Origin of the sequence: Halomonas saccharevitans (assembly GCF_900116405.1) — a bacterium.
Taxonomy (GTDB): domain Bacteria; phylum Pseudomonadota; class Gammaproteobacteria; order Pseudomonadales; family Halomonadaceae; genus Halomonas; species Halomonas saccharevitans.
Genome location: NZ_FPAQ01000002.1, coordinates 141,001 through 160,398 on the forward strand (window position 1 = coordinate 141,001; position 19,398 = coordinate 160,398).

At 67.7% G+C, this 19,398-nt stretch carries 17 protein-coding genes and 1 pseudogene; 9 read left to right on the forward strand and 9 right to left on the reverse strand.

The annotated features are described in order from the left end of the window. Positions 1–633: 633 nt before the first annotated feature. The 3 genes and pseudogenes from BM388_RS18240 to BM388_RS18055 form a co-directional block, all read left to right on the forward strand. Complete coding sequence (locus BM388_RS18240) at positions 634–783, forward strand: hypothetical protein (protein ID WP_425431900.1); 150 nt, start codon at positions 634–636, stop codon at positions 781–783. Between the two features lie 462 nt (positions 784–1,245). After that, a complete protein-coding gene (locus tag BM388_RS01805) occupies positions 1,246–1,587 on the forward strand; it encodes a YbjQ family protein (protein ID WP_217641030.1) in 342 nt (113 codons plus the stop codon). Positions 1,588–1,864: 277 nt separating this feature from the next. Continuing rightward, a pseudogene (locus BM388_RS18055) lies at positions 1,865–2,062 on the forward strand (carboxylate--amine ligase); the annotation flags it as partial. Here the strand turns inward: BM388_RS18055 and BM388_RS01815 are convergent. From BM388_RS01815 to fabI, 4 genes are all read right to left on the reverse strand, one after another. Then, complete coding sequence (locus BM388_RS01815) at positions 2,010–3,185, reverse strand: histone deacetylase family protein (RefSeq protein ID WP_089846577.1); 1,176 nt, start codon at positions 3,183–3,185, stop codon at positions 2,010–2,012. The pseudogene BM388_RS18055 and the gene BM388_RS01815 overlap by 53 nt on opposite strands. Before the next feature lie 272 nt (positions 3,186–3,457). Next, positions 3,458–4,672 (reverse strand): acetate/propionate family kinase, encoded by a 1,215-nt coding sequence (locus BM388_RS01820; protein WP_089846579.1) that lies wholly within the window; start codon positions 4,670–4,672, stop codon positions 3,458–3,460. Between the two features lies 1 nt (position 4,673). Then, positions 4,674–6,101 carry a bifunctional enoyl-CoA hydratase/phosphate acetyltransferase gene (locus tag BM388_RS01825; protein ID WP_089846581.1) on the reverse strand — a complete coding sequence of 476 codons (1,428 nt, stop codon included), beginning with the start codon at positions 6,099–6,101 and terminating at the stop codon, positions 4,674–4,676. Positions 6,102–6,153: 52 nt separating this feature from the next. After that, positions 6,154–6,927 (reverse strand): enoyl-ACP reductase FabI, encoded by a 774-nt coding sequence (gene fabI, locus BM388_RS01830; protein WP_089846583.1) that lies wholly within the window; start codon positions 6,925–6,927, stop codon positions 6,154–6,156. Positions 6,928–7,207: 280 nt separating this feature from the next. Here fabI and BM388_RS01835 point away from each other — a divergent pair, with 280 nt between their 5' ends. From BM388_RS01835 to BM388_RS01850, 4 genes are all read left to right on the forward strand, one after another. Beyond that, on the forward strand, positions 7,208–7,627 hold the full coding sequence (locus BM388_RS01835) for a phasin family protein (protein ID WP_089846585.1): 420 nt from the start codon (positions 7,208–7,210) through the stop codon (positions 7,625–7,627). A 248-nt stretch (positions 7,628–7,875) separates the two neighbouring features. Then, entirely contained in the window at positions 7,876–10,158 is a 2,283-nt protein-coding gene (locus BM388_RS01840; RefSeq protein WP_089846587.1) for a CehA/McbA family metallohydrolase, read from the forward strand. A gap of 122 nt (positions 10,159–10,280) precedes the next feature. Further along, a complete protein-coding gene (locus BM388_RS01845) occupies positions 10,281–10,742 on the forward strand; it encodes a DUF3592 domain-containing protein (protein ID WP_089846589.1) in 462 nt (153 codons plus the stop codon). A 102-nt stretch (positions 10,743–10,844) separates the two neighbouring features. Beyond that, complete coding sequence (locus BM388_RS01850; RefSeq protein WP_175535014.1) at positions 10,845–11,909, forward strand: endonuclease/exonuclease/phosphatase family protein; 1,065 nt, start codon at positions 10,845–10,847, stop codon at positions 11,907–11,909. Between the two features lie 12 nt (positions 11,910–11,921). Here the strand turns inward: BM388_RS01850 and arsH are convergent, their stop codons facing one another. After that, on the reverse strand, positions 11,922–12,638 hold the full coding sequence (gene arsH, locus BM388_RS01855; protein ID WP_089846591.1) for an arsenical resistance protein ArsH: 717 nt from the start codon (positions 12,636–12,638) through the stop codon (positions 11,922–11,924). Between the two features lie 601 nt (positions 12,639–13,239). Between arsH and BM388_RS01860 the strand changes: the two genes are divergently transcribed. Next, positions 13,240–13,845: a DUF4202 domain-containing protein gene (locus tag BM388_RS01860; RefSeq protein WP_089846593.1), complete on the forward strand. Its 606-nt coding sequence runs from the start codon at positions 13,240–13,242 to the stop codon at positions 13,843–13,845. A gap of 36 nt (positions 13,846–13,881) precedes the next feature. Here BM388_RS01860 and BM388_RS01865 read toward each other — a convergent pair whose 3' ends face one another. The 4 genes from BM388_RS01865 to BM388_RS01880 form a co-directional block, all read right to left on the reverse strand. Further along, positions 13,882–14,265, reverse strand: coding sequence for a DUF6746 family protein (locus BM388_RS01865; RefSeq protein ID WP_089846595.1), 384 nt, complete (start codon positions 14,263–14,265; stop codon positions 13,882–13,884). 72 nt (positions 14,266–14,337) lie between these two features. Next, positions 14,338–15,447, reverse strand: a complete 1,110-nt coding sequence (locus BM388_RS01870) for a C45 family autoproteolytic acyltransferase/hydrolase (RefSeq protein WP_089846597.1) — start codon at positions 15,445–15,447, stop codon at positions 14,338–14,340. A 221-nt stretch (positions 15,448–15,668) separates the two neighbouring features. Next, positions 15,669–16,925 carry a dicarboxylate/amino acid:cation symporter gene (locus BM388_RS01875; protein WP_089846599.1) on the reverse strand — a complete coding sequence of 419 codons (1,257 nt, stop codon included), beginning with the start codon at positions 16,923–16,925 and terminating at the stop codon, positions 15,669–15,671. A 158-nt stretch (positions 16,926–17,083) separates the two neighbouring features. Further along, the gene (locus BM388_RS01880) at positions 17,084–17,851 is read right to left on the reverse strand and encodes a dienelactone hydrolase family protein (protein ID WP_390882397.1); all 768 of its coding nucleotides are present in this window, start codon (positions 17,849–17,851) and stop codon (positions 17,084–17,086) included. 235 nt (positions 17,852–18,086) lie between these two features. Between BM388_RS01880 and BM388_RS01885 the strand changes: the two genes are divergently transcribed. Further along, positions 18,087–19,295, forward strand: a complete 1,209-nt coding sequence (locus BM388_RS01885; protein ID WP_089846700.1) for an ABC transporter substrate-binding protein — start codon at positions 18,087–18,089, stop codon at positions 19,293–19,295. Positions 19,296–19,398: the final 103 nt, after the last annotated feature.

A 19,398-nucleotide genomic window follows, 5' to 3' on the forward strand; every position in this document is an offset into this window, starting at 1 on the left:
TGCCGGTCCCCGCAGCCGCGGGGATGATCCGCATCCGCTACGCGGGCGACGCGTCCAACCGGCCCGGTCCCCGCAGCCGCGGGGATGATCCGGACGAGGCCGAGCTTTGCCGCTGGGAGGGTGACCGGTCCCCGCAGCCGCGGGGATGATCCGGTGGCTGACGGCACGTGGCGGATGCGGAAGAACCGGTCCCCGCAGCCGCGGGGATGATCCGCAGCAGGCGGTGCACAAGATGGAGGGCTTGGCCCGGTCCCCGCAGCCGCGGGGATGATCCGATCGACAACACGGACAGCGTGGCGAGCGTGGCCCGGTCCCCGCAGCCGCGGGGATGATCCGGTGTCGGTGGGCATGACTACCCCCTGAATAGCCCGGTCCCCGCAGCCGCGGGGATGATCCGTCGTCGGTGGCATGGGTCTTCCACGGCGTAGACCGGTCCCCGCAGCCGCGGGGATAACCCGCGGTGAGAACCTGACCCAAGCACACATGGAAGCCGGTCCCCGCAGCCGCGGGGATAACCCGGCGTCTGGGTCTCCGTTGCGGCGAGCTGAGAACCGGTCCCCGCAGTCGCGGGGATAACCCGCTCGGCACCTCGGGCACCATCGCCACCGGCACTCGGTCTCCGCAGGCGCGGGGATGATCCGCAAACGAGCGATTGGCAAGGGTGGAGACTCGACCGGCCCCCGCAGGCGCGGGGATGATCCGCCGCTGGTCGGCGCGCTGGTCGGCGCGCTGGTCGGCGCGCTGGTCGGCGTGCTCTCCCGATCCCCGCAGGCGCGGGGATGATCCGCGGGCCTGGGCCGATCACGCCGCATTCATGTACCGATCCCCGCAAGCGCGGGGATGATCCGATCATCGAGATCGCCACCAGCCTGCCCGAAGCCCGATCCCCGCAAGCGCGGGGATGATCCGACGGCCATGCCGTGGCTGGAGACGGTGGACGCCCGATCCCCGCAAACGCGGGGATGATCCGCAAGCGACCGAGAACGTCGCCGGCATGCTCAACCGGTCCCCGCAGGCAAGGGGATAATCCTACGATGGGGAAGTCGCCCGCGTAGGCATCGAAATGGTCCCCGCAGAAGCGGAAACGACGAGGAGCGCCAGATTTCTGTTCTCCGGCGACACTGGCATCTGAGGGGCAAAGCTTGCCCGCCCGCTCGCCCCCTGCGCATGATGGGTGGGCGGTCGCCGTGCCGTTACTCGCGCCGCCTCGCCTACCGTGACCGCCATCAAAGGGAGAAACTCCGTATGTCCGAGCGCGTGATCCTCACTACCTCCTCGCACCTCGAGGGCTACCGGGTGACCGAACACATCGACATCGTGTCCGCCGAATGCGTGTTCGGCATGAACGTTCTCAAGGACATGTTCGCCGGCTTTCGCGACTTCTTCGGCGGGCGCAACAAGTCATCCCAGGATGCGCTGCGCGATGCTCGCGTGTCCTGCCTGGACGAGTTGCGCCGGGAGGCCGAGTCGATGGGTGCCAATGCCGTCATCGGCATCGATCTCGACTACAGCGAGATCTCCGGCGGCGGCAAGTCGATGCTGTTTCTGGTGGCGACGGGCACGGCGGTGAAGGTCACCCGCGCCTGAATCGGTCGCGGAGAAGCCGATGGCCTTCCACAACCTCGACCCGAAGATCCGCGCGCTGGAGCAGCGCAACGCCGAGCTGCTCCGGCGTGAAGCCGGCTAGTCTGCTGTGATGATGCTGCAGGTAGCAGCCACAGACATAGGCGCTATCCGGCGGGCGCCAAATCGCCCCGGGTAGTCCGGCTGGTACGTTTAGGGTTACGGGTCTTGAATTGGCGTTCGCTAAAAGGGTGGTCGTTACCGACCCGTGGCCGGCTATGGCTGCAAGCCACCCCCGGCATCAACGCTGGAAATGCCCAAGGAAACCGTAGATCACCCCTACTTCGAGTCTCACGAACTGGTCGCGCCGACAGAGGAGATGGTTCCGGATCGGTCAGCCTTCGGAACTCATTGAGACCTGACATTCTTCTTTGGTGACGACCCCATCAAGACGTGGGACCTCCTGAAAGCCCAGGAAGAGCTGGACTTCTACGTTTAGCGGTTCTGCTCAGCGCGTCGATGGATTCGATGTGGAAGGCCGCTGCGTCGGCCACGGCGGCACTGCCGGGGTCGTCCGGCAGGACGTTGAGGGCGCTCACCGGATTCCCCGCCAATGCGTCAATGACCGCATAGGTGCTGTCGGCCAATGCCTTCGCGTTGTAGCCGCCTTCCAGCATCATCACCAGTCGGCCGTCACAGAGCTCATCGGCCAGGGCGCACAGGCGCTGGGTGACGGCGGCATAGCCGGTCTCGTCCATGGCGCAGATCATGTCGAGGTAATGGCAGTCGAAGCCAGTGGATATCAGCAGAAGTTCGGGCTGGAATGCGTGCGCTGCCGGTCGTACCACCTGCTCGAACACCTCCAATAGCGCGGCGTTGCCAAACCCCATGGGCAGCGGCACGTTGAGGTGGTAGCCAACGCCCGCCCCGGCGCCGGTTTCGGCCAACAGGCCGCTGCCCGGGTAGAACGGTGCCGCGCAGTGGCTATCGACCACCAGCACATGGGGATCGTCATAGAAAATGTCCTGGGTGCCGTTGCCGTGGTGCATGTCCAGGTCCCAGATCATGACCCGGTCATGGCCGAGCGCTTGGCGTGCATGCGCCGCGGCGACCGCCAGGTTGTTATACAGGCAAAAGCCACGGGCACGGTCGGCCGGCGCATGGTGGCCCGGCGGGCGCACGATACAGAACGCCCGCCGGGCCTCATCGGCGGCGATCGCTTCGACCGCGCTGATTCCGGAGCCGGCCGACAGGCGGGCCGCTGTCACGCTGCCCGGCGATACGGCGGTCGTGTCCTTGGCCAGCCAGCCGGATTGACCGTCCAGCGATTCGACATGGGCCACATAGGCCGCATGATGTGTCCTCTCTAGCTGGGTGGCGCTGGCCGGGGCCGGCAGCATCCAGCGCAACCCGTCGATAGGCCCGTTAAGCAGCCGATCGACGATCGCCGTCAGCCGCCCCGGACGTTCCGGATGACTATAGGTGTCCAGGTTGGCATAGGGATACTGAAGCTCGATCATCGCCTTGACGGCGTCAGTCCACTCGGGACGCTCAGGGTCCCAGCCGTGTGGATTGTGACCGAGCATGCGGAAGTCGTAATAGACCAGTACGGTTGTCGCCATCGCTGTCACTCCCCCGGCTCTTTGGGTTCGTGTTCATCAACCGGGGCGGCCGATCTGGAAACCCAATCGTGGCCGAGGAGCTTTGGCTCCCCGGCCCTTCAGCCATGTTGCTCCCCTCCGGCGCAACTGTACATAGGGACACTTCGGCGCTGTGCGTTCTACCGTCATCGACCAGCGCAGGCTTTCCTCGTCCTGCGCTAAATCCTTCAGCGACAGCCTCCGAGGGGCAAGCGCTGGCCACCGGCACTTCGCCACGCCGTCCAGGCGCACCTTCATGCGGGTGCCGCCTTCAGTCTGCTGGCGTGCCAGGCGATCATGCGTTCCTCGTCGGTGGGGATGATCCAGGCGCCGACGCGGCTGTCGGTGCGGGAAATGCAGGCCGCATCGCGACGATTGGCATCGTCGTCCAGGGTAACGCCGAGCCAGGCGCACCCCCGGGCGATGGCGCGGCGCACCGGGGCCGCCCGCTCGCCGATGCCCGCCGTGAACACCAGATGATCCAGCCCGCCCATGGCGGCGGCGAGGCTGCCGATGTCGCGGACGATGCGATACACGAAGAGGTCGATCGCTTCCCGGGCCTCGGCGGCGTCGCTCTCCAGCAGTCGGCGCATGTCGCCGCTGATGCCGGAAACGCCGAGCAGGCCGGAGCGTGAGTAGAGCAGCTCATTGACCTCGTCGACGCTCATGCCCTCCTCGCCGAGCAGGTAGAGGACCAGGCCGGGGTCGAGGCTGCCGCAGCGGGTGCCCATGGGCAGGCCTTCGAGCGCGGTGAAGCCCATGGTCGAGCCCACGCTCTGGCCGTCCTGAATGGCGCAGAGGCTGGCGCCGTTGCCCAGGTGGGCGACCACCACCCGTCCGGCGGGCTGGCCGTTCAAGTGACGCGGCAGCATGCGATTGATGTAGTCGTAGGAGAGTCCATGAAAGCCGTAGCGAATCAGGCCCCTGGCGGTCAGTTCGCGAGGCAGGGCGAAGTGCCTGGCCACTGCCGGCTGGGTGGTGTGAAAGGCGGTATCGAAGCAGGCGATCTGCGTGATCTCGGGAAGCCGCTCGGCCAGGCGCCTGCTCGGCTCGAGGCCGAAGGGCTGATGCAGCGGGGCCAGGGGCTCGAGGGTCTGCAGTTCATCGATGATGGCCGCGTCGAGCACCACCGGTGCATGGAAGTGGCGTCCGCCGTGCACCACGCGATGGCCGACCACGGCGAGGTCGTCGAGATCGGGACGTTCATCGATCCAGTCGAGCAGCCGCTCCAACGCACCGTGATGATCCAGGGCGGGGGGCAGGTCGCTGAAGGCGCCGGCCCGTACCGGCCGGCCCTCGGCGTCTTGCAGGCGGGCGGCGGAGGCGGCCTGGCCCTGGCCGAGCCCGGTGAGCTTGCCTTGATAACGCAGCGCGAGGCCGTCGAGGTCGTGATAGTCCGCGTCGGGCGCGGAAAACAGGGCGAACTTGAGACTCGACGAACCGCTGTTGATGACCAGGATATCGCCCATCTCAGCGCTCCTGTTGCGGCGCGGCGCCCTGGCGCTGCTGGTGGTCGGCCAGCAGCAATGCCAGGGCGCAGGAGGCCATGCGCGTGATGGCTTCGTCGGCGCGGCTGGTCAGCACGATCGGCACCCTGGCCCCCAGCACGATGCCGGCACCGGTGGCGTCGGCGAGGTAGGTGAGCTGTTTCATCAGCATGTTGGCGGCCTCGAGGTCCGGGGCGACCAGGATGTCGGCCTTGCCGGCCACCGGCGAGACGATGTGCTTGGCCTCGGCGGCGGCCTCGGAGACGGCGTTGTCGAAGGCCAGCGGGCCATCCAGGGTGCCGCCGGTGATCTGGCCGCGTTCGGCCATCTTGCAGAGCGCGGCGGCGTCCAGGGTGGAGGTGATCTTGGGGTTGATGGTTTCCACCGCCGAGAGTATCGCCACCTTGGGGTCGGCGTTGCCCAGCGCCTGGGCCAGCTCGATCACGTTCTGCACGATGTCGCGCTTGTGAGCGAGGGTGGGATAGATGTTGATGGCGGCATCGGTGATAAACAGCGGGCGGGGGTAGGTGGGCACGTCGAACGCCATCACGTGGCTGATGCAGCGTTCGGTGCGCAGGCCGCTCTCGCGCTTGAAGACTTCGCGCATCAGCTCGTCGGTGTGCAGGGCCCCCTTCATCAGCGAGGCGGCGCGACCTTCGCGTACCAGGGCCACGGCCTTTTCTGCCGCGGCGTGACTGTGAGGGGTGTCTATCACCTCGATGTCACGGATATCGACCTCGGCGGCATCGGCGGCGGCCCGTATCTTGCCAGCGGGCCCCACCAGCAAGGGCACGATGAGCCCATGCTCGGCGGCGGCCACGGCTCCCAGCAGCGATTCGCGATCTACCGGGTGGACCACGGCCATGACGATCGGCTCGGGGTGGTCGGCGGCGCTGAGGATCTCATGCAGGCGGCCACGCTCGGCCAGACGCACCTCGGGCATGGCGGTGCGCGGCCGCCGAATCTTCTCGGTCGGGGCGAGCACATGGGCCTGGCCGTCAATGACGACCTTGCCCTTCTGGTTCTCGCAGCGGCATTCCAGGTCGAGCTGCTTCTTCGCCTCGTCCTTAGCCGTGACCCGGACGCACACCTTGAGCACGTCGCCGAGGTTGACCGGGGCATGAAAGCTCAGGGTCTGCCCCATATAGATGGTGCCGGGCCCGGGCAGCTGGGTGCCGAGCACCGTGGAGATCAGCGCGCCGCCCCACATGCCATGGGCAATCACCTCCTGGAAGCGCGTGCTGCGGGCGAAGTCGTCGTCGACATGGGCCGGGTTGACGTCGCCGGACATGATCGCGAAAAGCTTGATGTCTTCCATGGTCAGGCGCTTTTCGAGACACGCCTGGTCGCCGATCCTGATCTCGTCGAAGGTGCGGTTCTCGATAAGGCCATCGTCGCTTGTCGCGGGCATTTTCCTCTCCTCGTCGTTCGCTTCGCCAGGGGCTTCGCTGGCGATGTGGGGCTCAGTAGCGGATGTGGTCGCCGGCATCGACATAGTGCAGCGAGCCGGTGGTCGCGGCGCCGGCAGGGGAGGCCAGGTAGACGACCGCATTGCCCACGTCGCGCACCGTCGCCAAACGCCGCAACGGCGCATGGGCTTCGCTTTCCCGGGCCAGGGCCTCGAAATCCTGGAGGCCGGAGGCCGCGCGGGTGCGGATCGGCCCCGGGGAGACGGCGTGCACGCGAATGCCCTTGGGCCCCAGCTCGGCGGCCAGGTAGCGGGTGGCGGATTCCAGGGCGGCCTTCACCGGGCCCATCAGGTTGTAGTTGTCCACCACCCGTTCGGCGCCGTAGTAGGACATGCACACCAGGGTGCCGCCATGCGGCATCAGCGACTCGGCGCGTTTCGCCATGCGCAGGAAGGAGTGGCAGGAGACATCCATCGCCAGCGTGAAACCGTCTCGCGAGCAATCCACCACGCGGCCATGCAGGTCATCCAGCGGTGCAAAGGCGATCGAGTGCACCACGAAGTCCAGACGCCCCCAGCGCTGATGAGCCCGGTCGAAAAGCTCATCCAGCTGGGCGTCGTCCTGCACATCGCAGAGCCGCAGTTCGGGATGACCCATCTCGGCACCGAGTGGAGTGACGAAGCGCTCGGCCTTGGGGCTGGCATAGGTCACCAGCATCTCGGCGCCGGCTTGGTGCAGGGCCTGGGCACAGCCGAAGGCGATACTGTCCTGGTTGGCCAAGCCGGTCACGATGCCGACCTTGCCCTCCAGAGAGAAGGGGTTCGTCATAGGGGCTCCACGATTTATTGCGTTGCAGCACAGGCTAGCCCAGTGGTGTGGCCCATGCATTACATTGATCTGAATTTCGGGTCCCTGATCGACGCATGCCCAGGCGGTCAGGCGTTTTTTTTCGGCGGGCGGGCGAATGCCAGCCCATGCGCCCTGGCGTAAGGACCTTCGGCGATAAGAAGGGCTTATGTTGCACTGCACAAAAGCGCCTGCTATGATGCACTGCATCAGGACGGGGATCGCCCGTTCCATGGTACTCAGAACCTTGGAGGTTCCCATCATGACCAACGTATTCGCTTTCGACACCAAGCAATTCGACACCGCTCAGTTCGAGTCCATGTTCTTCGCTCCGGCGCGTGCCTTTGCCGCCTTGTCCGTCGACTTCACCGAGAAGATGGTCAACGCTCAGCTCGACGCCACCAGGGCCTATGCCGACACCAACATGTCGCAGCTGCGCAAGCTGGTAGAGGTCAAGGACGCCGAAGGCTTCAAGAGCTTCCTGGAAGGCCAGCAGGAGGTCGCCAAGTCTCTGACCGAGCGCGTGCAGGGCGATGCCGAGAAGATGACGGCTCTCCAGCAGGAGTTCGCCCAGGAAAGCCAGAAGCTGAGCGAGGGCAGCGTCAAGCAGGCCCAGGAAAGCGCCCAGCAGGCCACCGAGACCGTCAGCAAGGCCGTCACCGCATCCAAGGCAGCCAAGTAAGCCTTGAACTCGGCCTGCGGGCCGGGGTGAGGAAAGCATCCAGAAGGCCGCCGATCATTGATCGGCGGCCTTTTTTGGTTCGGCGACGGGCTAACCGAACAGAGCCCATGTCAGCCGTTTCCCGGCGTCGCCAGGAGATCAAGCCGCGCCAGACCGCCTCGTGGTCGTTATTTGAATGGTCAATCAAAATAAAGCAGGATAGAAGCGTTACCTACCAATAACGACATACTCTGCAAGGGAGCGCTTCAATGACCAAGCGGCTCGAACGACTACTGCTTGCCGGCCTGCTGGCCGGCGCCTCCGCGGCGTCTCACGCCGATGTCAGCATCACCCGCGGCGCCACGACGATCCCCGATGGGGAAGCTCAGGCGAGCGAGGACCTGACCATCGCCAATGAGCGGCTGGCCTTCTCCCTCGCCGTGGAATCCGCGCCGCCCTGGGGCGTGCCCCGCGGCACCCTGGTCGACCTGGCCGCCGTGAAGGAGGGCGAGATCGACCTGGATCGCATCGCCTTCGCCGACTTCATCCCCAACAACTGGTCCTCCTGGCCCAACGACGGCAAGGAGGTGGAGATCGTCGAGGACTCGCCCGAGCGTGCCGTGGTCCGCATCCGCCGCAACTGGGGCGAGGCCTGGGTCACCACCAGCTACACCCTCGAGGCGGGAAGCGATCGCATCCGGCTCAAGACCGAGCTGGAAAACGCCGGCGAGGCGCCGCTGGAGGCCATTCGTTCGGGCTACACCCTGTGGCCGGACACCGGCTTCCTGTTCGGCGTCCCGGGGCTTGGCGATGCCAAGGAAACCGTGGCCGTTGAGGCGCTGACCGATCGCATGGTCGCCTACGATCGCGACTGGGTCTTCGCGCTGCATGCCCCCTACTTCGATCGCGTCAACTACGAAGGCCAGGACATGTACCTGGAGTATGACCTCGCGCCCGGCGAGTCGCGCACCTTCGATGGCTGGCTGCAGGTGGTGCCCGAGGGCGACCTGTCGCCGGTGGTGGCCTTCGAGGCCGAGCGGCATGGCGATGCCGTCGGGCAGATCGCGGGCAGCCTGCGCAACGACAGCGGCGAGGCCCCGCAGGACGGCCTGGTCATGGTGGAGCAGGACGGCCACCCCTATGCCTGGACCCTGGCCGAGGACGGCAGCTTCGCGATGTCCCTGCCGGCGGGCGAGTACCGCGCCTATGCCACGGCTCAGGGCCACGCCAACAGCGAGCCCGTCGCGCTGACGGTGACCGAGGGCGGTGAGCAGACGCTCGACTTCGCGGGCCTTAAAGGGCCGGGGACGCTGAGCCTCGACGTGCGCGATGCCGAGACCGGCGCGCCCCGCGATGCCCGCCTGGCAATCCTCGAGGGGCAGCAGCCGCCCGTCGAGTTCCTCGGCAAGCAGACCTTCTTCACCGAGCTGACCCCGGCCGGCACGGCGGAGCTCAACTTGGCGCCCGGCGACTATCGCATGAGCGTCAATGCCGGCGCCGGCTTCACCGCCGAGCAGCAGGAGCTCGAGGTCAGCCTGGCCTCCGGCGAGAGCGTGCAGAAGACCCTCGAGATCGAGCGGCTCGCCGAGCCCAACAACGACTCCTGGTACGGCGCCGACCTGCACCACCACGCCAACATCCTCGAGGGCACCACTCCGCCGGAGACGGTCGTTCGGGCGCAGCTTGCCACCGATCTCGACCTGACGTTCATCAGCGACCATGACTCCACGGCCAACCATGAACGCTTCCAGGCGCTCTCCGGGCAGCGCGGCGTGCCCTTCATCCCGTCCATGGAGGTGTCGGCGTCCTGGGGGCACATGAATCCCTTCCCCATCGACATTGCCGGTGAGCTTCAGGTGGATCCGGGTACCGACAGCGTCCAGGAGATCCTGGCGGAGGCCCGTCGCCTGAACGCCGAGGTGATCCCCCTCAACCACCCGTTCAACGACTACGGTTACCTGCGCAACCTCGCCAATGACAGCGTGCCGGGCGGCTTCGCCACCGGGTTCGACCTGCTGGAGCTCAACGCCGAGGTCGACAACGTCCCGACGCTTCAGACGGCGCATAACCTGTGGGACGAGGGCAGCCGCGTCTACTTCACGGCGGGCACCGACACCCACGACGCCTGGAATGACCTGACCGGCCGCATCCGCATGATGGCCAAGGTGCCGGGCGAGCTGACCCCGCGCGCCTTCGCCCGTTCCCTCAAAGACGGTCATGGCTACGCGACCCAGGGGCCGCTGCTGCATCCGCGCAATGGCCTGTTCGGCGACGAGCTGCGCCTGCCCGAGGGCGAGGACTTCACCTGGCAGGTGGACGTCGTGGCCGTCGACGGCCTCAAGGAGGCCCGCCTGATCGGACCGGGCGGTGAGGTGCTCGAGACCGTCGCCCTGGACGGCCGCGAGGCCCGCCTCTCGCTGACCCTGGACGAGACCGTCGAGGGCTGGGTCGCCCTCGAGGTCGACGACCAGGACGACGAGACCGCCTGGAGCAACCCGCTGTGGGTGGAGCGTGAGCAGCCGGCCCCCTACACGGCCGCCGCCAAAGGCTGATCGCCCGGCTGTCGTGCGTGACCAGGCCGCGCCCTTTGGGGTGCGGCCTTTTTGTATGGCGCCTTTGCAGCGGCGCCGTCGACGGCCATCATGTCGGCTGACCCGGTGAGGAGCCGAAGACCATGCTCGATATCCCCCTGCTGATCGCCGTCGCCGCCCTGGCCGGTGCCGTCCTCTCGGCGCGCGGCGTATGGCGGCGGCGCGGCGCGAATCGCTGGCCGCAGGTGACGGCCACGGTGACCGGCAGCGAGCTCGAGGAGCTCGGTTCGCCGGTGCAGAATCGCGAGAGCCCGGATCAGTCGCGCCGCTACCTGGCGCGGGTGCACTTCGCCTATCGGGTCGACGGCCATGAGATCATCTCCGACAATGGCCGCTTCGATGGCGCGCCCACCTTCGCGAGCCGGGAGGAGGCCGAGGCGTACCTGACCGACTACCCTACCGGCCGCACGCTGGCGATTCGCCACGACCCGGGCAGGCCCTCGCACGCCCTCATCGGCGCGGCGCGCCTGCCGACCCGGCGCCTCGGCCTGACGCTCTTCCTGCTGGGCGTGGCCGCCGCCGCGCTGTGGCTCGGGTGGCGCTGAGTCCCGGGCCGGTTATCTCTCTCCCTCGTTTGTCGCTTTTCGTAACAGATTGATCTTCATGCAGAAGGCCGCCAGGATAGCGGCCTTTTGCCTGGAGATGGCATGCCGCGTTATCTGCTGGCAGGGCTGCTGGCCCTGTCCCCCCTTTCCCTCTCGGCCGACGTGCTCGTCGGCAGCTGGAACATCGAGCATCTGGGCTGGAACAACGACAAGGCCATGCCCCAGGTAGCCCACGTGGCCAACCACTTCGACCTGCTGGCGGTGCAGGAGCTGATGGATCCGGCGGCGCTGAGCGCGCTGGAGCGCGAGCTCGAGTCGCGCTCGGGCGAGGCCTGGTCCTCCATGGCCAGCCACGCCCTGGGCCGCGGTTCCTACGAGGAGCACTACGGCTTCCTGTGGCGGGAGAGCGAGGTGGCCTACCAGGACGGGGCCGTGGTGTTCATCGATCACGGCGACGTCTTCTCCCGCGAGCCCTACTCGGCACGCTTTCGCGACGTGGCGAGCGGCGAGCGCTTCACCCTGGCGACCGTGCACGTGGTCTACGGCGACAGCGTGGGCGACCGCCTGCCGGAGATCGCGGCGCTGGCCGACTACTGGCAGTGGCTCGGCGAGATCGCGCCACAGACGCCGCGGCTGCTGGCGGGCGACTTCAACCTGCCGCCCGACCATCCGGGCTGGGCGCCGCTGCGTGCCCTGGGCGCGGTGCCGGCGATCACCGAGGGGCGCTCGACCCTGGCGACCACGGCGGGCGAGTACGCAAGCCTCTACGACAACCTCTGGTACGACGCCGAGCGCCTGACGCCCGACGGCCGGGGCATCCTGCGCTATCCGGCACTGCTGCCCCTGGATCACCGGGCATCGCGCGAGCGGGTCTCGGACCATGCGCCGGTCTACCTGGCGCTCAACGGCGCACGCCTCGAGCCCATACCGGCGGCAGGCGGCGGGGCGCTGGCGGTCGGCGGCTCGCGGAGGCGCTGCATCGACCTCAACGACAGCGACGCGACGCGGCTCGCCGAGCTGCCCCACGTGGGGCCGGCGCGCGCCGCGGATATCATCGCCGGGCGGCCGTGGCGAGGTGCCACCGAACTTACCCGGATCGGGGGGATCGGCGACGGACGGCTGGGGGAGATTCGCCAGAGCGGCCTGCTCTGTGGCGATCGCGGCTGACGGCCGCGGCGCTCAGATCGCCCGCTGGTTGACGCGTGCGGAGAGCTCACTGGCGCTCTCCTTGCGCTCGGAGTAGCGGTCGGTGAGGGTGTCGGTGCGCCCGCGCACCAGCCAGGTGAACTTCACCAGCTCCTCCATCACGTCGACGATGCGGTCGTAATAGGGCGATGCCCGCATGCGATCGTGCTCGTCGAACTCCAGGTAGGCCTTGGGCACCGACGACTGGTTGGGGATGGTCAGCATGCGCATCCAGCGTCCCAGTACGCGCAGCTGATTGACGCTGTTGAACGACTGGGAGCCGCCGCAGACCTGCATCACGGCCAGCGTCTTGCCCTGGGTGGGGCGCACGGCGCCCAGCGAGAGCGGGATCCAGTCGATCTGCGCCTTCATGATGCCGGTCATCGCCCCATGGCGCTCCGGCGAGCACCACACCATGCCCTCGGCCCAGGCGGCCAGCTCCCGCAGCTCGGCGACCTTGGGGTGGCTGGCCTCCTCGGCATCGGGCAGCGGCAGGCCGCGAGGATCGAAGATGCGGGTCTCGGCGCCCATGGCCTCCAGCAGCCGCGCGGCTTCCTCCACCGCGAGTCGGCTGAAACTGCGCGCGCGCAGCGAGCCGTAGAGCAGCAGGATCCGGGGCCGATGCGCCGCGGCATCGGCGCCGAGGGTCTCGGGGTCGGGGACGCGAAACAGCGGGCGGTCGATATTGGGCAGGTCGTGCAGAGAGGGCATGAGCGTTACGGGGCCTGGGAGGTGGAATGTCTTGCCAACATATCTGCCATTCCATATGTAAGCAACGCCGCCAGCCTGCATCCCTGAGTGCCGGGGAGTCGGCGGCGTGACATCCCGATGATCTTGCGGTGTCCCGGTAATCTCGCTGGGTCCTGATGATCTCTGACGAGGCGCGATCGGCGGGCTGTGATGGGGCACCGGGCCGGCGTGTGGATCCGCCATGGTGCAGGTGCGAAGTGATCGGATGCCGCTAGACGTGGCGTCGAGGCGTCATTTTCCGTCAAGAGGTTGTTATATATGTGCTTTATTTTTATTGGCCCGCTTATCGCAACACGTATGACAGGATCGCCATTGGAGTGGCGATGCAACGAGTGAGCTGGCGTGCTCCCACTGGCCCCCTTCGGGGGGCTTTTTTTATGCGCGCTCGTTACGCCTCGTGCGGGCCGAGGCGAGCGAGGCCATCGCACGATCACCGCGGCCTGGGCGGAGGACGATCCGTGGCGGCGGGGCTGGGCCCCGCGCCCGGCGGCCCGGTATGCTGTGGCCGGCGGCGGCCGTCGCCGTCACCGGACCCGACCCTATCCGATCAAGGAGTGCGCCCATGCCCGTCGAACCCCCTCGCGACCCCTCTCCGTTCGCGGCGACCCTCGCCGCCCTGGATGCCCTGCACGCGGAGGACCCTCGCCCAGTGACGGTGGAGGGCGAGTCGATGCCTCAGGAGCTGTGGCACGCGGGGCGGATGAGCGCCTGGCTGGAGCGGCTCGTCGAGGTGCCGGACGAACTGGTGCGCCTGGCGGTGCGCGGCCAGCACCTGCAGCGCTGGCAGGTGCCGCGCGGCGACTATCCCGAGGGGCGCGTGGGCTATCTGACCTGGCGTCGTGATCAGGGGCAGCGCGCCGGCGAGACCACCGCGGCGCTGATGATTGATGCGGGCTATGACGACGCCTCGGCCGAGCGGGTGGCGACGATGATCCGCAAGCAGGGTCTGGGACGCGACGCGGGGGTGCAGGCGGTGGAGGACTGCGCCTGCCTGGTGTTCCTGGAGAACTACTTCGGCGACTTCTCCCGGCAGGTCGACCACGATCACCTGATTCGCATCGTGCAGAAGACCTGGCGGAAGATGTCGCCGGGCGCCCATGGGCTGGCCCTCGAGCTGCCGATGACCGCCGAGGCCCGTGCGCTGGTCGAGGAGGCCCTGGCCGGCTGAGGCGCCGGCGCGGCCGTGAGGGCCGCGTTCAGGCCCTTACTCTGCTGCCGTCAGCGGACGCGCGGCGTTGAGGTAGGCCATGCCGTTGAGGCGCACGCGCTCGCGATCGACGCTCTCCGAACCCAGGTGCACTTCCTCGAGGGAGACGGCCATGGCGTCGACCTCGGCATCGATGCGGGCCAGGGCGTTCTCCAGGGTGTAGGAGAGCTCGTGGACGGTGCCCAGGTCGCGGTTGCTCAGCTCGTCCTTGGCCAGCAGCTCGGTCAGCCGCTCGTTGTACTCGCCGAGGTTAGCGATCGCCTCCTCGAGGGTGCGCGACGGCTCGCCCGAGAAGTGGTCCGGCCCTTCGGCGTGGGCGGTGGTGGCGAGCATACCGGTGCAGAGGGCGGTAGAGAGTGCGGTGAGCAGCAGCTTCTTCATGCGGGGATCCTTGGTGCAAATGAGAATGTATCGCACGGCTAAGCTATCACCCGCCATTGCACCTGACAATCATTATTGTTCGTTACCCTGTCGCGTTTGACCCGAATCAACGCCGGGCTCGTCGCCGAACTGGACCGTCAGGCTCTCGTCGCTCTCGCACGGCTTGCCGTGGCGCAGCGTGAGGCGCCGCTGGGTCAGGTCCATCACCACCGAGAACAGCGTCTCCATGCGCTCCTCGGCGGGCTGGTCGGGGTTGAAGTGGCGACACAGCGAGAGCGGCGCGCCGTGGTGGTCGGCGAGCAGCGCGAACAGCTCCCTCTCGCCGATCGCGCCCTGGTGTGGCAGCGCATCATCCTTCAGAGCGCCCAGCAGGGCATCCAGCCGGGCCAGGCGAGACCGGGAATCGGCGCGCGGGAAGTCCGCCACACGCTGGGCACCGTCGCCGGCATAGAGATGGTTGGTGTGGGTGACCAGGCCGTTCTCGGGGAGCAGCACGCCGGGCTCGCCGGGCTGCACCTCGAGGCCCAGCGCCCGGCCGTCGCCCTGGGCGATGAGGAAGTGCGCCGGCGAGCAGACCCGGTCGTGGCGCGCCACCGCCACGGCGTCGTCCAGGTCGCGGCACTCCAGAATCTTGCGCAGGGCGACGTGGATGGGCAGCCCCGCACCGCAGGTACGGGAGCGGATGGCGTTGAGGCATACGCCGAGGCCGTGTTCGTTCATGCCGATCTTGGCCACCATGCCGGCCTCGCCGATGCTGAACAGCGTCGGGGCGTCGTCGCCGCTGATCTCCAGCGCCACCACGTTGTGCAGCTGATCGCTGCGCCAGTCCCAGTTCTGGGCCAGCCACTGGGTGTGGTCGCGGGCGAGGGCAAAGGCCGAGCAGCCGCCGCTGGCCTGGGTCAGCGAGATCTCGCTTCGGCAGTTCAGGGTCAGGATATCGGCGAAGTCGAGGCTCGCGCCCCGGGCGATGCCGTCCATCTCCTCGAGGATCGCCGGGAAGCCGCGCTCGATCATCGGCAAGAAGCGCTCGGCCACACGGCGCGCCCGGGACCAGTCCATTCCCACGAAGTCCTGGAAGAGCCGGTCGTAGACCGCGAGGCTCTGGGTGATCCGCTCGCCATGGGCGCGGCCGTGGGCCTCGCCGATCTCGGCCCGGCTGCCGGAGAGAGGGGTGATATGCATGGTGACCTCGCGACTCGCTGCGCATCGACAGGATCACTGTAGCATTCGCCGGGAGCCGGCAGGGCAGGGGGCTGGTCGCGAGCCGGGTCGGGGAGCGCACCAGGATAGCGGCTAAGGGCGAGCCGCTTTTTACAGCGGCCCGGGATGCGCCGTTTATTACAGCGGCCCGGGACGCGCCGCGGAGGGACGCGGCGCCGGAGCGGGTCCGGCGCCGCGGGGGATCAGCTCTTGTGAGTGGCGTTGTAGACGCTCTCGTCTAGCTCGCCTTCGCTCTTGCCGACCAGGGTGGTGACCATCAGGTCGCCGGCCACGTTGACGCTGGTGCGGGCCATGTCGAGGATGCGGTCGATGCCGGCGATCACCGCGATCGCCTCCAGCGGGAGGCCGATCTGGGCCATCACGATGGAGAGCATCACCAGGCCCGCGCCGGGCACGCCGGCGGTACCGATAGAGGCCAGGGTACCGGTCACGATGATCATGCCGTAGTCCATCATGCTGAGCTCGACGCCCAGCAGCTGGGCGATGAATACCGCCACTACGCCCTGGTAGATGGCCGTGCCGTCCATGTTGATGGTGGCACCCACCGGCAGCACGAAGCCGGCCACGCCCTCGGAGACGCCGAGGTTCTTCTGGGCGCAGCGCAGCGAGACCGGCAGGGTGCCGGAGGAGGAGGCCGAGGAGTAGGCCACCACCAGAGCATCGAGGATGCCCTGCAGGTAGCGCACCGGGTTGAGGCGGCCGAGCAGCGCCAGCAGGCCGGAGTAGACGACCAGCACGTGCACCACGCTGGCCAGGTAGGCCACGCCGATGACCTTGGCCAGCGGCAGCAGCACCTCGAGGCCGTAGCTGCCCGAGACGTGGGCGATCAGGCCGAACACGCCGAACGGGGCGAGGGCCATGACGAAGCTGGTCAGCTTGTACATCGCCTCGGCGAAGCTCTCGAAGACGCGCACGACCGGCTCGCCCTTCTCGCCGATCAGGGTCAGCGAGATGCCGAGCCCGATGGCGAAGACGATGATCTGCAGGATGTTGCCGTTGGCCAGCGCGTCGATGGGGTTCTGGGGCACCAGGCCGACCAGGATCTCCACCAGGCTGGGGGCCTCCTTGGCCTCCATGCCGGACTCGAAGCTCATCTCCAGGCCCACGCCGGGCTGGAAGATCAGCGAGGCCAGCAGGCCGATGGCGATGGCGAAGGCGGTGGTGATCAGGTACAGGCCGATGGTGCGCACGCCGATGCGGCCCATCTTCTGCGGGTCGCGCATCGCCGTGATGCCCACCACCAGGGTGGAGAACACCAGCGGCACGATCAGCATCTTGATGGCGCTGATGAAGACGTCACCAATGGGCTTGAAGACGCTGGCGTCCTCGCCCATCAGCGCGCCGGCGAGGATGCCGAGCGCCAGGCCGGCGAGGATCTTCTGCCACAGGGGAATGCGCCGCCACACGTTGGTGGGCGCGGCCGTCGAGGGGCTCGTCACGTCGGTACTCCTTTCTGCAAAACAGCTTTTATGTGGTGGTTGTCAGTTCCGGAAAGCGATTCTACAGAAAGAAAAACCATTAATCTTTGATTAAACGAACGGCTTCTTGCGAGATGGCGACGAGTGCGGCGACCCGCGCCGCGGGCCGCCCGGGGGGATCACAGCGCCTCGTCGAGCAGACTCAGGAAGGCGGCCCAGGACTTCTCGTCGGCCCGCGCCTGGTAGCGCTCGCTGCCGAAGACGGTGAAGGCGTGGGGCGCGCCCGAGTAGATCTCGATCTCGTAGGGGGTGCCGGCGGCCTCGAGCTCACGGCCCAGGGCCGCGACGTCGTCCAGCGAGATCGAGCCATCGGCGCCGCCGTGGGCCACCAGGATCGGTCCGGTATCGGCGCGATAGCCCTGGCCGTCGGGGGTGGTCAGGCCGCCGTGGAAGGTAGCGAAGCCGGCCATCTCCCCGGCCGCGTCCGAACGGGCGAGCTCCAGCACCACCGCGCCCCCGAAGCAGTAGCCCATGATCACCACCGGGCCGGCGGCCCCCTGGGCGCGCGCCTCCTCGAGGCCGGCCAGGGTCAGGCGGCGCATGCGCTCGCGATCCTCGTAGAGTCGCGCGGTCTCGGCCTTCTTGGCGTCCGTCTCCACCGGGCGATTACCCTGTCCGTACAGATCGATGGCGAAGGCGTCGACGCCCAGCTCGGCGAGCATGTCGGCGCGCCGGCGCTCGTAGTCGGTGAGGCCGTCCCAGTCGTGGACGATCAGCACGGTGCCGCGGGATTCATCCGGGGCGCTCGCCAGGTAGCCGGCGAAGGCCTCGCCGTCCACGGCGTAGTCGATGGCCTGGCCGGCGGGTTGATCGGCCTGGGCATGGCTCATGAAAAACGTGAGGGGAGTGATGAGGGCGAAGGCGAGGGGCGTCAGGCGTGGTGTCATGGTGACCTCTTGGCAGGGGGAACGGCCCTCAGTATAGGTCGGGGTGTGCGGTTGCGTTGAAGCGTGTGTGCGAACCCTTAAGCACTGGCGTTCCGCCATTTTGATCAATGACTTGGCGAGTTCCGACGGGCCCGAAGCGTTGGCAGCGCCGGCTTGTGTTTTACTCCTCGGCCTTCCAGATTGGGAGGTGTGATTCATGCAGTTCATGATCCGAGCAACCAGAGCGAGACTAACAATCATGAAGAAACGCGTTCTAGCGACGGCGGTGGCGGCGACCACCCTGGCCCTCTCCGGCATGGCGCAGGCCGAGGTCAAGGTCGGCTTCCTGGGTGGCTTCACCGGCGGCATCGAGAGCCTGACGCCGCCGATCTTCGACGGCGCCCAGCTGGCGGTGAGTCAGGTCAACGAGCAGGGCGGCCTGCTGGGCGGCCAGGAGCTGGTGATGCCCACCGGCGACACTACCTGTTCCGATGCCTCGGCCGCCTCGAATGCCGCCGACCGCATGGTCAACACCGAGCAGGTCACCGCCATCGTCGGGGCTCTGTGCACCGGCGCGACCATCGCCGCGGCCAACAACGCCGCCGTCCCGGGCGGGGTGACCATGGTCTCGCCGGCCTCCACGGCGCCGGCGGTGACCGACCTCGACGACAACGACCTGGTGTTCCGCACCGTGCCCTCGGATGCCTTCCAGGGCGAAATGCTCGCCAAGCTGCTGATCTCCAAAGACATCGAGGAAGTCGTCGTCACCTACGTCAACAACGACTACGGCCGCGGCCTCTCCGAGGCCTTCAGCGCGGCCTTCGAGGCCGCGGGCGGCACGGTGGTGGAGAACCTCGCCCACGAGGACAATCGCGCCGACTACCGCTCGGAGCTGGGGATCCTCTCCTCCACCGGCGTGCCGAACCTGGTGGTGCTGGCCTACGCCGACACCTCCGGCCAGACGGTGGTGCGCCAGGCCTACGAGAGCGGCATGTTCACCCAGTACATCGGGGCCGACGGCATGGTCGGCGACAGCCTGGTCGAGGCCATCGGCGCCGACGTGCTCGACGGCATGATCGCCACCCGCCCGGGCAGCCCCGAATTGCCGGGCACCGAGATGTTCCAGGCCCAGGCCGAGGAAGCCGGCATCGATCCCAGCGCGGTGTTCGCCGCCCAGGCCTACGACGCCGCCTTCCTGGTGGCGCTGGCCATCGAACAGCACGGCAGCGCCGAGCGCGAGGGGCTCAACGAGGCGCTGCGCAGCGTGGCCAGCGCGCCGGGCGAGGTGGTGCTGCCCGGCGAGTGGGAGAAGGCGGTGGAGCTGATCGCCGCCGGCACCGAGATCAACTACGAGGGCGCCTCCGGCACCCACGAGTTCGATGCCAACGGCGATGTGCCGGGCGTGGTGCTGGAGATGGTGATCGAGGACGGCACCTTTACCAGCCAGGGCTACGTCGACCTCTGAGGGTCGCGCTCCCGTTGATCGGAGGCGAATGAACGAGGGCCCCGGCGGGCAACCGCCGGGGCTTTTCTGTGAGGGGTAAATACATAATCATTAATTTAGTTTC

Bases quoted from the DNA above. Each gene is read 5' to 3' on its own strand.
- BM388_RS18240 (WP_425431900.1), top strand. From the start codon at position 634: ATGATCCGCAAACGAGCGATTGGCAAGGGTGGAGACTCGACCGGCCCC.
- BM388_RS01805 (WP_217641030.1), top strand. From the start codon at position 1,246: ATGTCCGAGCGCGTGATCCTCACTACCTCCTCGCACCTCGAGGGCTAC.
- BM388_RS01815 (WP_089846577.1), bottom strand. From the start codon at position 3,185: ATGGCGACAACCGTACTGGTCTATTACGACTTCCGCATGCTCGGTCAC.
- BM388_RS01820 (WP_089846579.1), bottom strand. From the start codon at position 4,672: ATGGGCGATATCCTGGTCATCAACAGCGGTTCGTCGAGTCTCAAGTTC.
- BM388_RS01825 (WP_089846581.1), bottom strand. From the start codon at position 6,101: ATGCCCGCGACAAGCGACGATGGCCTTATCGAGAACCGCACCTTCGAC.
- fabI (WP_089846583.1), bottom strand. From the start codon at position 6,927: ATGACGAACCCCTTCTCTCTGGAGGGCAAGGTCGGCATCGTGACCGGC.
- BM388_RS01835 (WP_089846585.1), top strand. From the start codon at position 7,208: ATGACCAACGTATTCGCTTTCGACACCAAGCAATTCGACACCGCTCAG.
- BM388_RS01840 (WP_089846587.1), top strand. From the start codon at position 7,876: ATGACCAAGCGGCTCGAACGACTACTGCTTGCCGGCCTGCTGGCCGGC.
- BM388_RS01845 (WP_089846589.1), top strand. From the start codon at position 10,281: ATGCTCGATATCCCCCTGCTGATCGCCGTCGCCGCCCTGGCCGGTGCC.
- BM388_RS01850 (WP_175535014.1), top strand. From the start codon at position 10,845: ATGCCGCGTTATCTGCTGGCAGGGCTGCTGGCCCTGTCCCCCCTTTCC.
- arsH (WP_089846591.1), bottom strand. From the start codon at position 12,638: ATGCCCTCTCTGCACGACCTGCCCAATATCGACCGCCCGCTGTTTCGC.
- BM388_RS01860 (WP_089846593.1), top strand. From the start codon at position 13,240: ATGCCCGTCGAACCCCCTCGCGACCCCTCTCCGTTCGCGGCGACCCTC.
- BM388_RS01865 (WP_089846595.1), bottom strand. From the start codon at position 14,265: ATGAAGAAGCTGCTGCTCACCGCACTCTCTACCGCCCTCTGCACCGGT.
- BM388_RS01870 (WP_089846597.1), bottom strand. From the start codon at position 15,447: ATGCATATCACCCCTCTCTCCGGCAGCCGGGCCGAGATCGGCGAGGCC.
- BM388_RS01880 (WP_390882397.1), bottom strand. From the start codon at position 17,851: ATGACACCACGCCTGACGCCCCTCGCCTTCGCCCTCATCACTCCCCTC.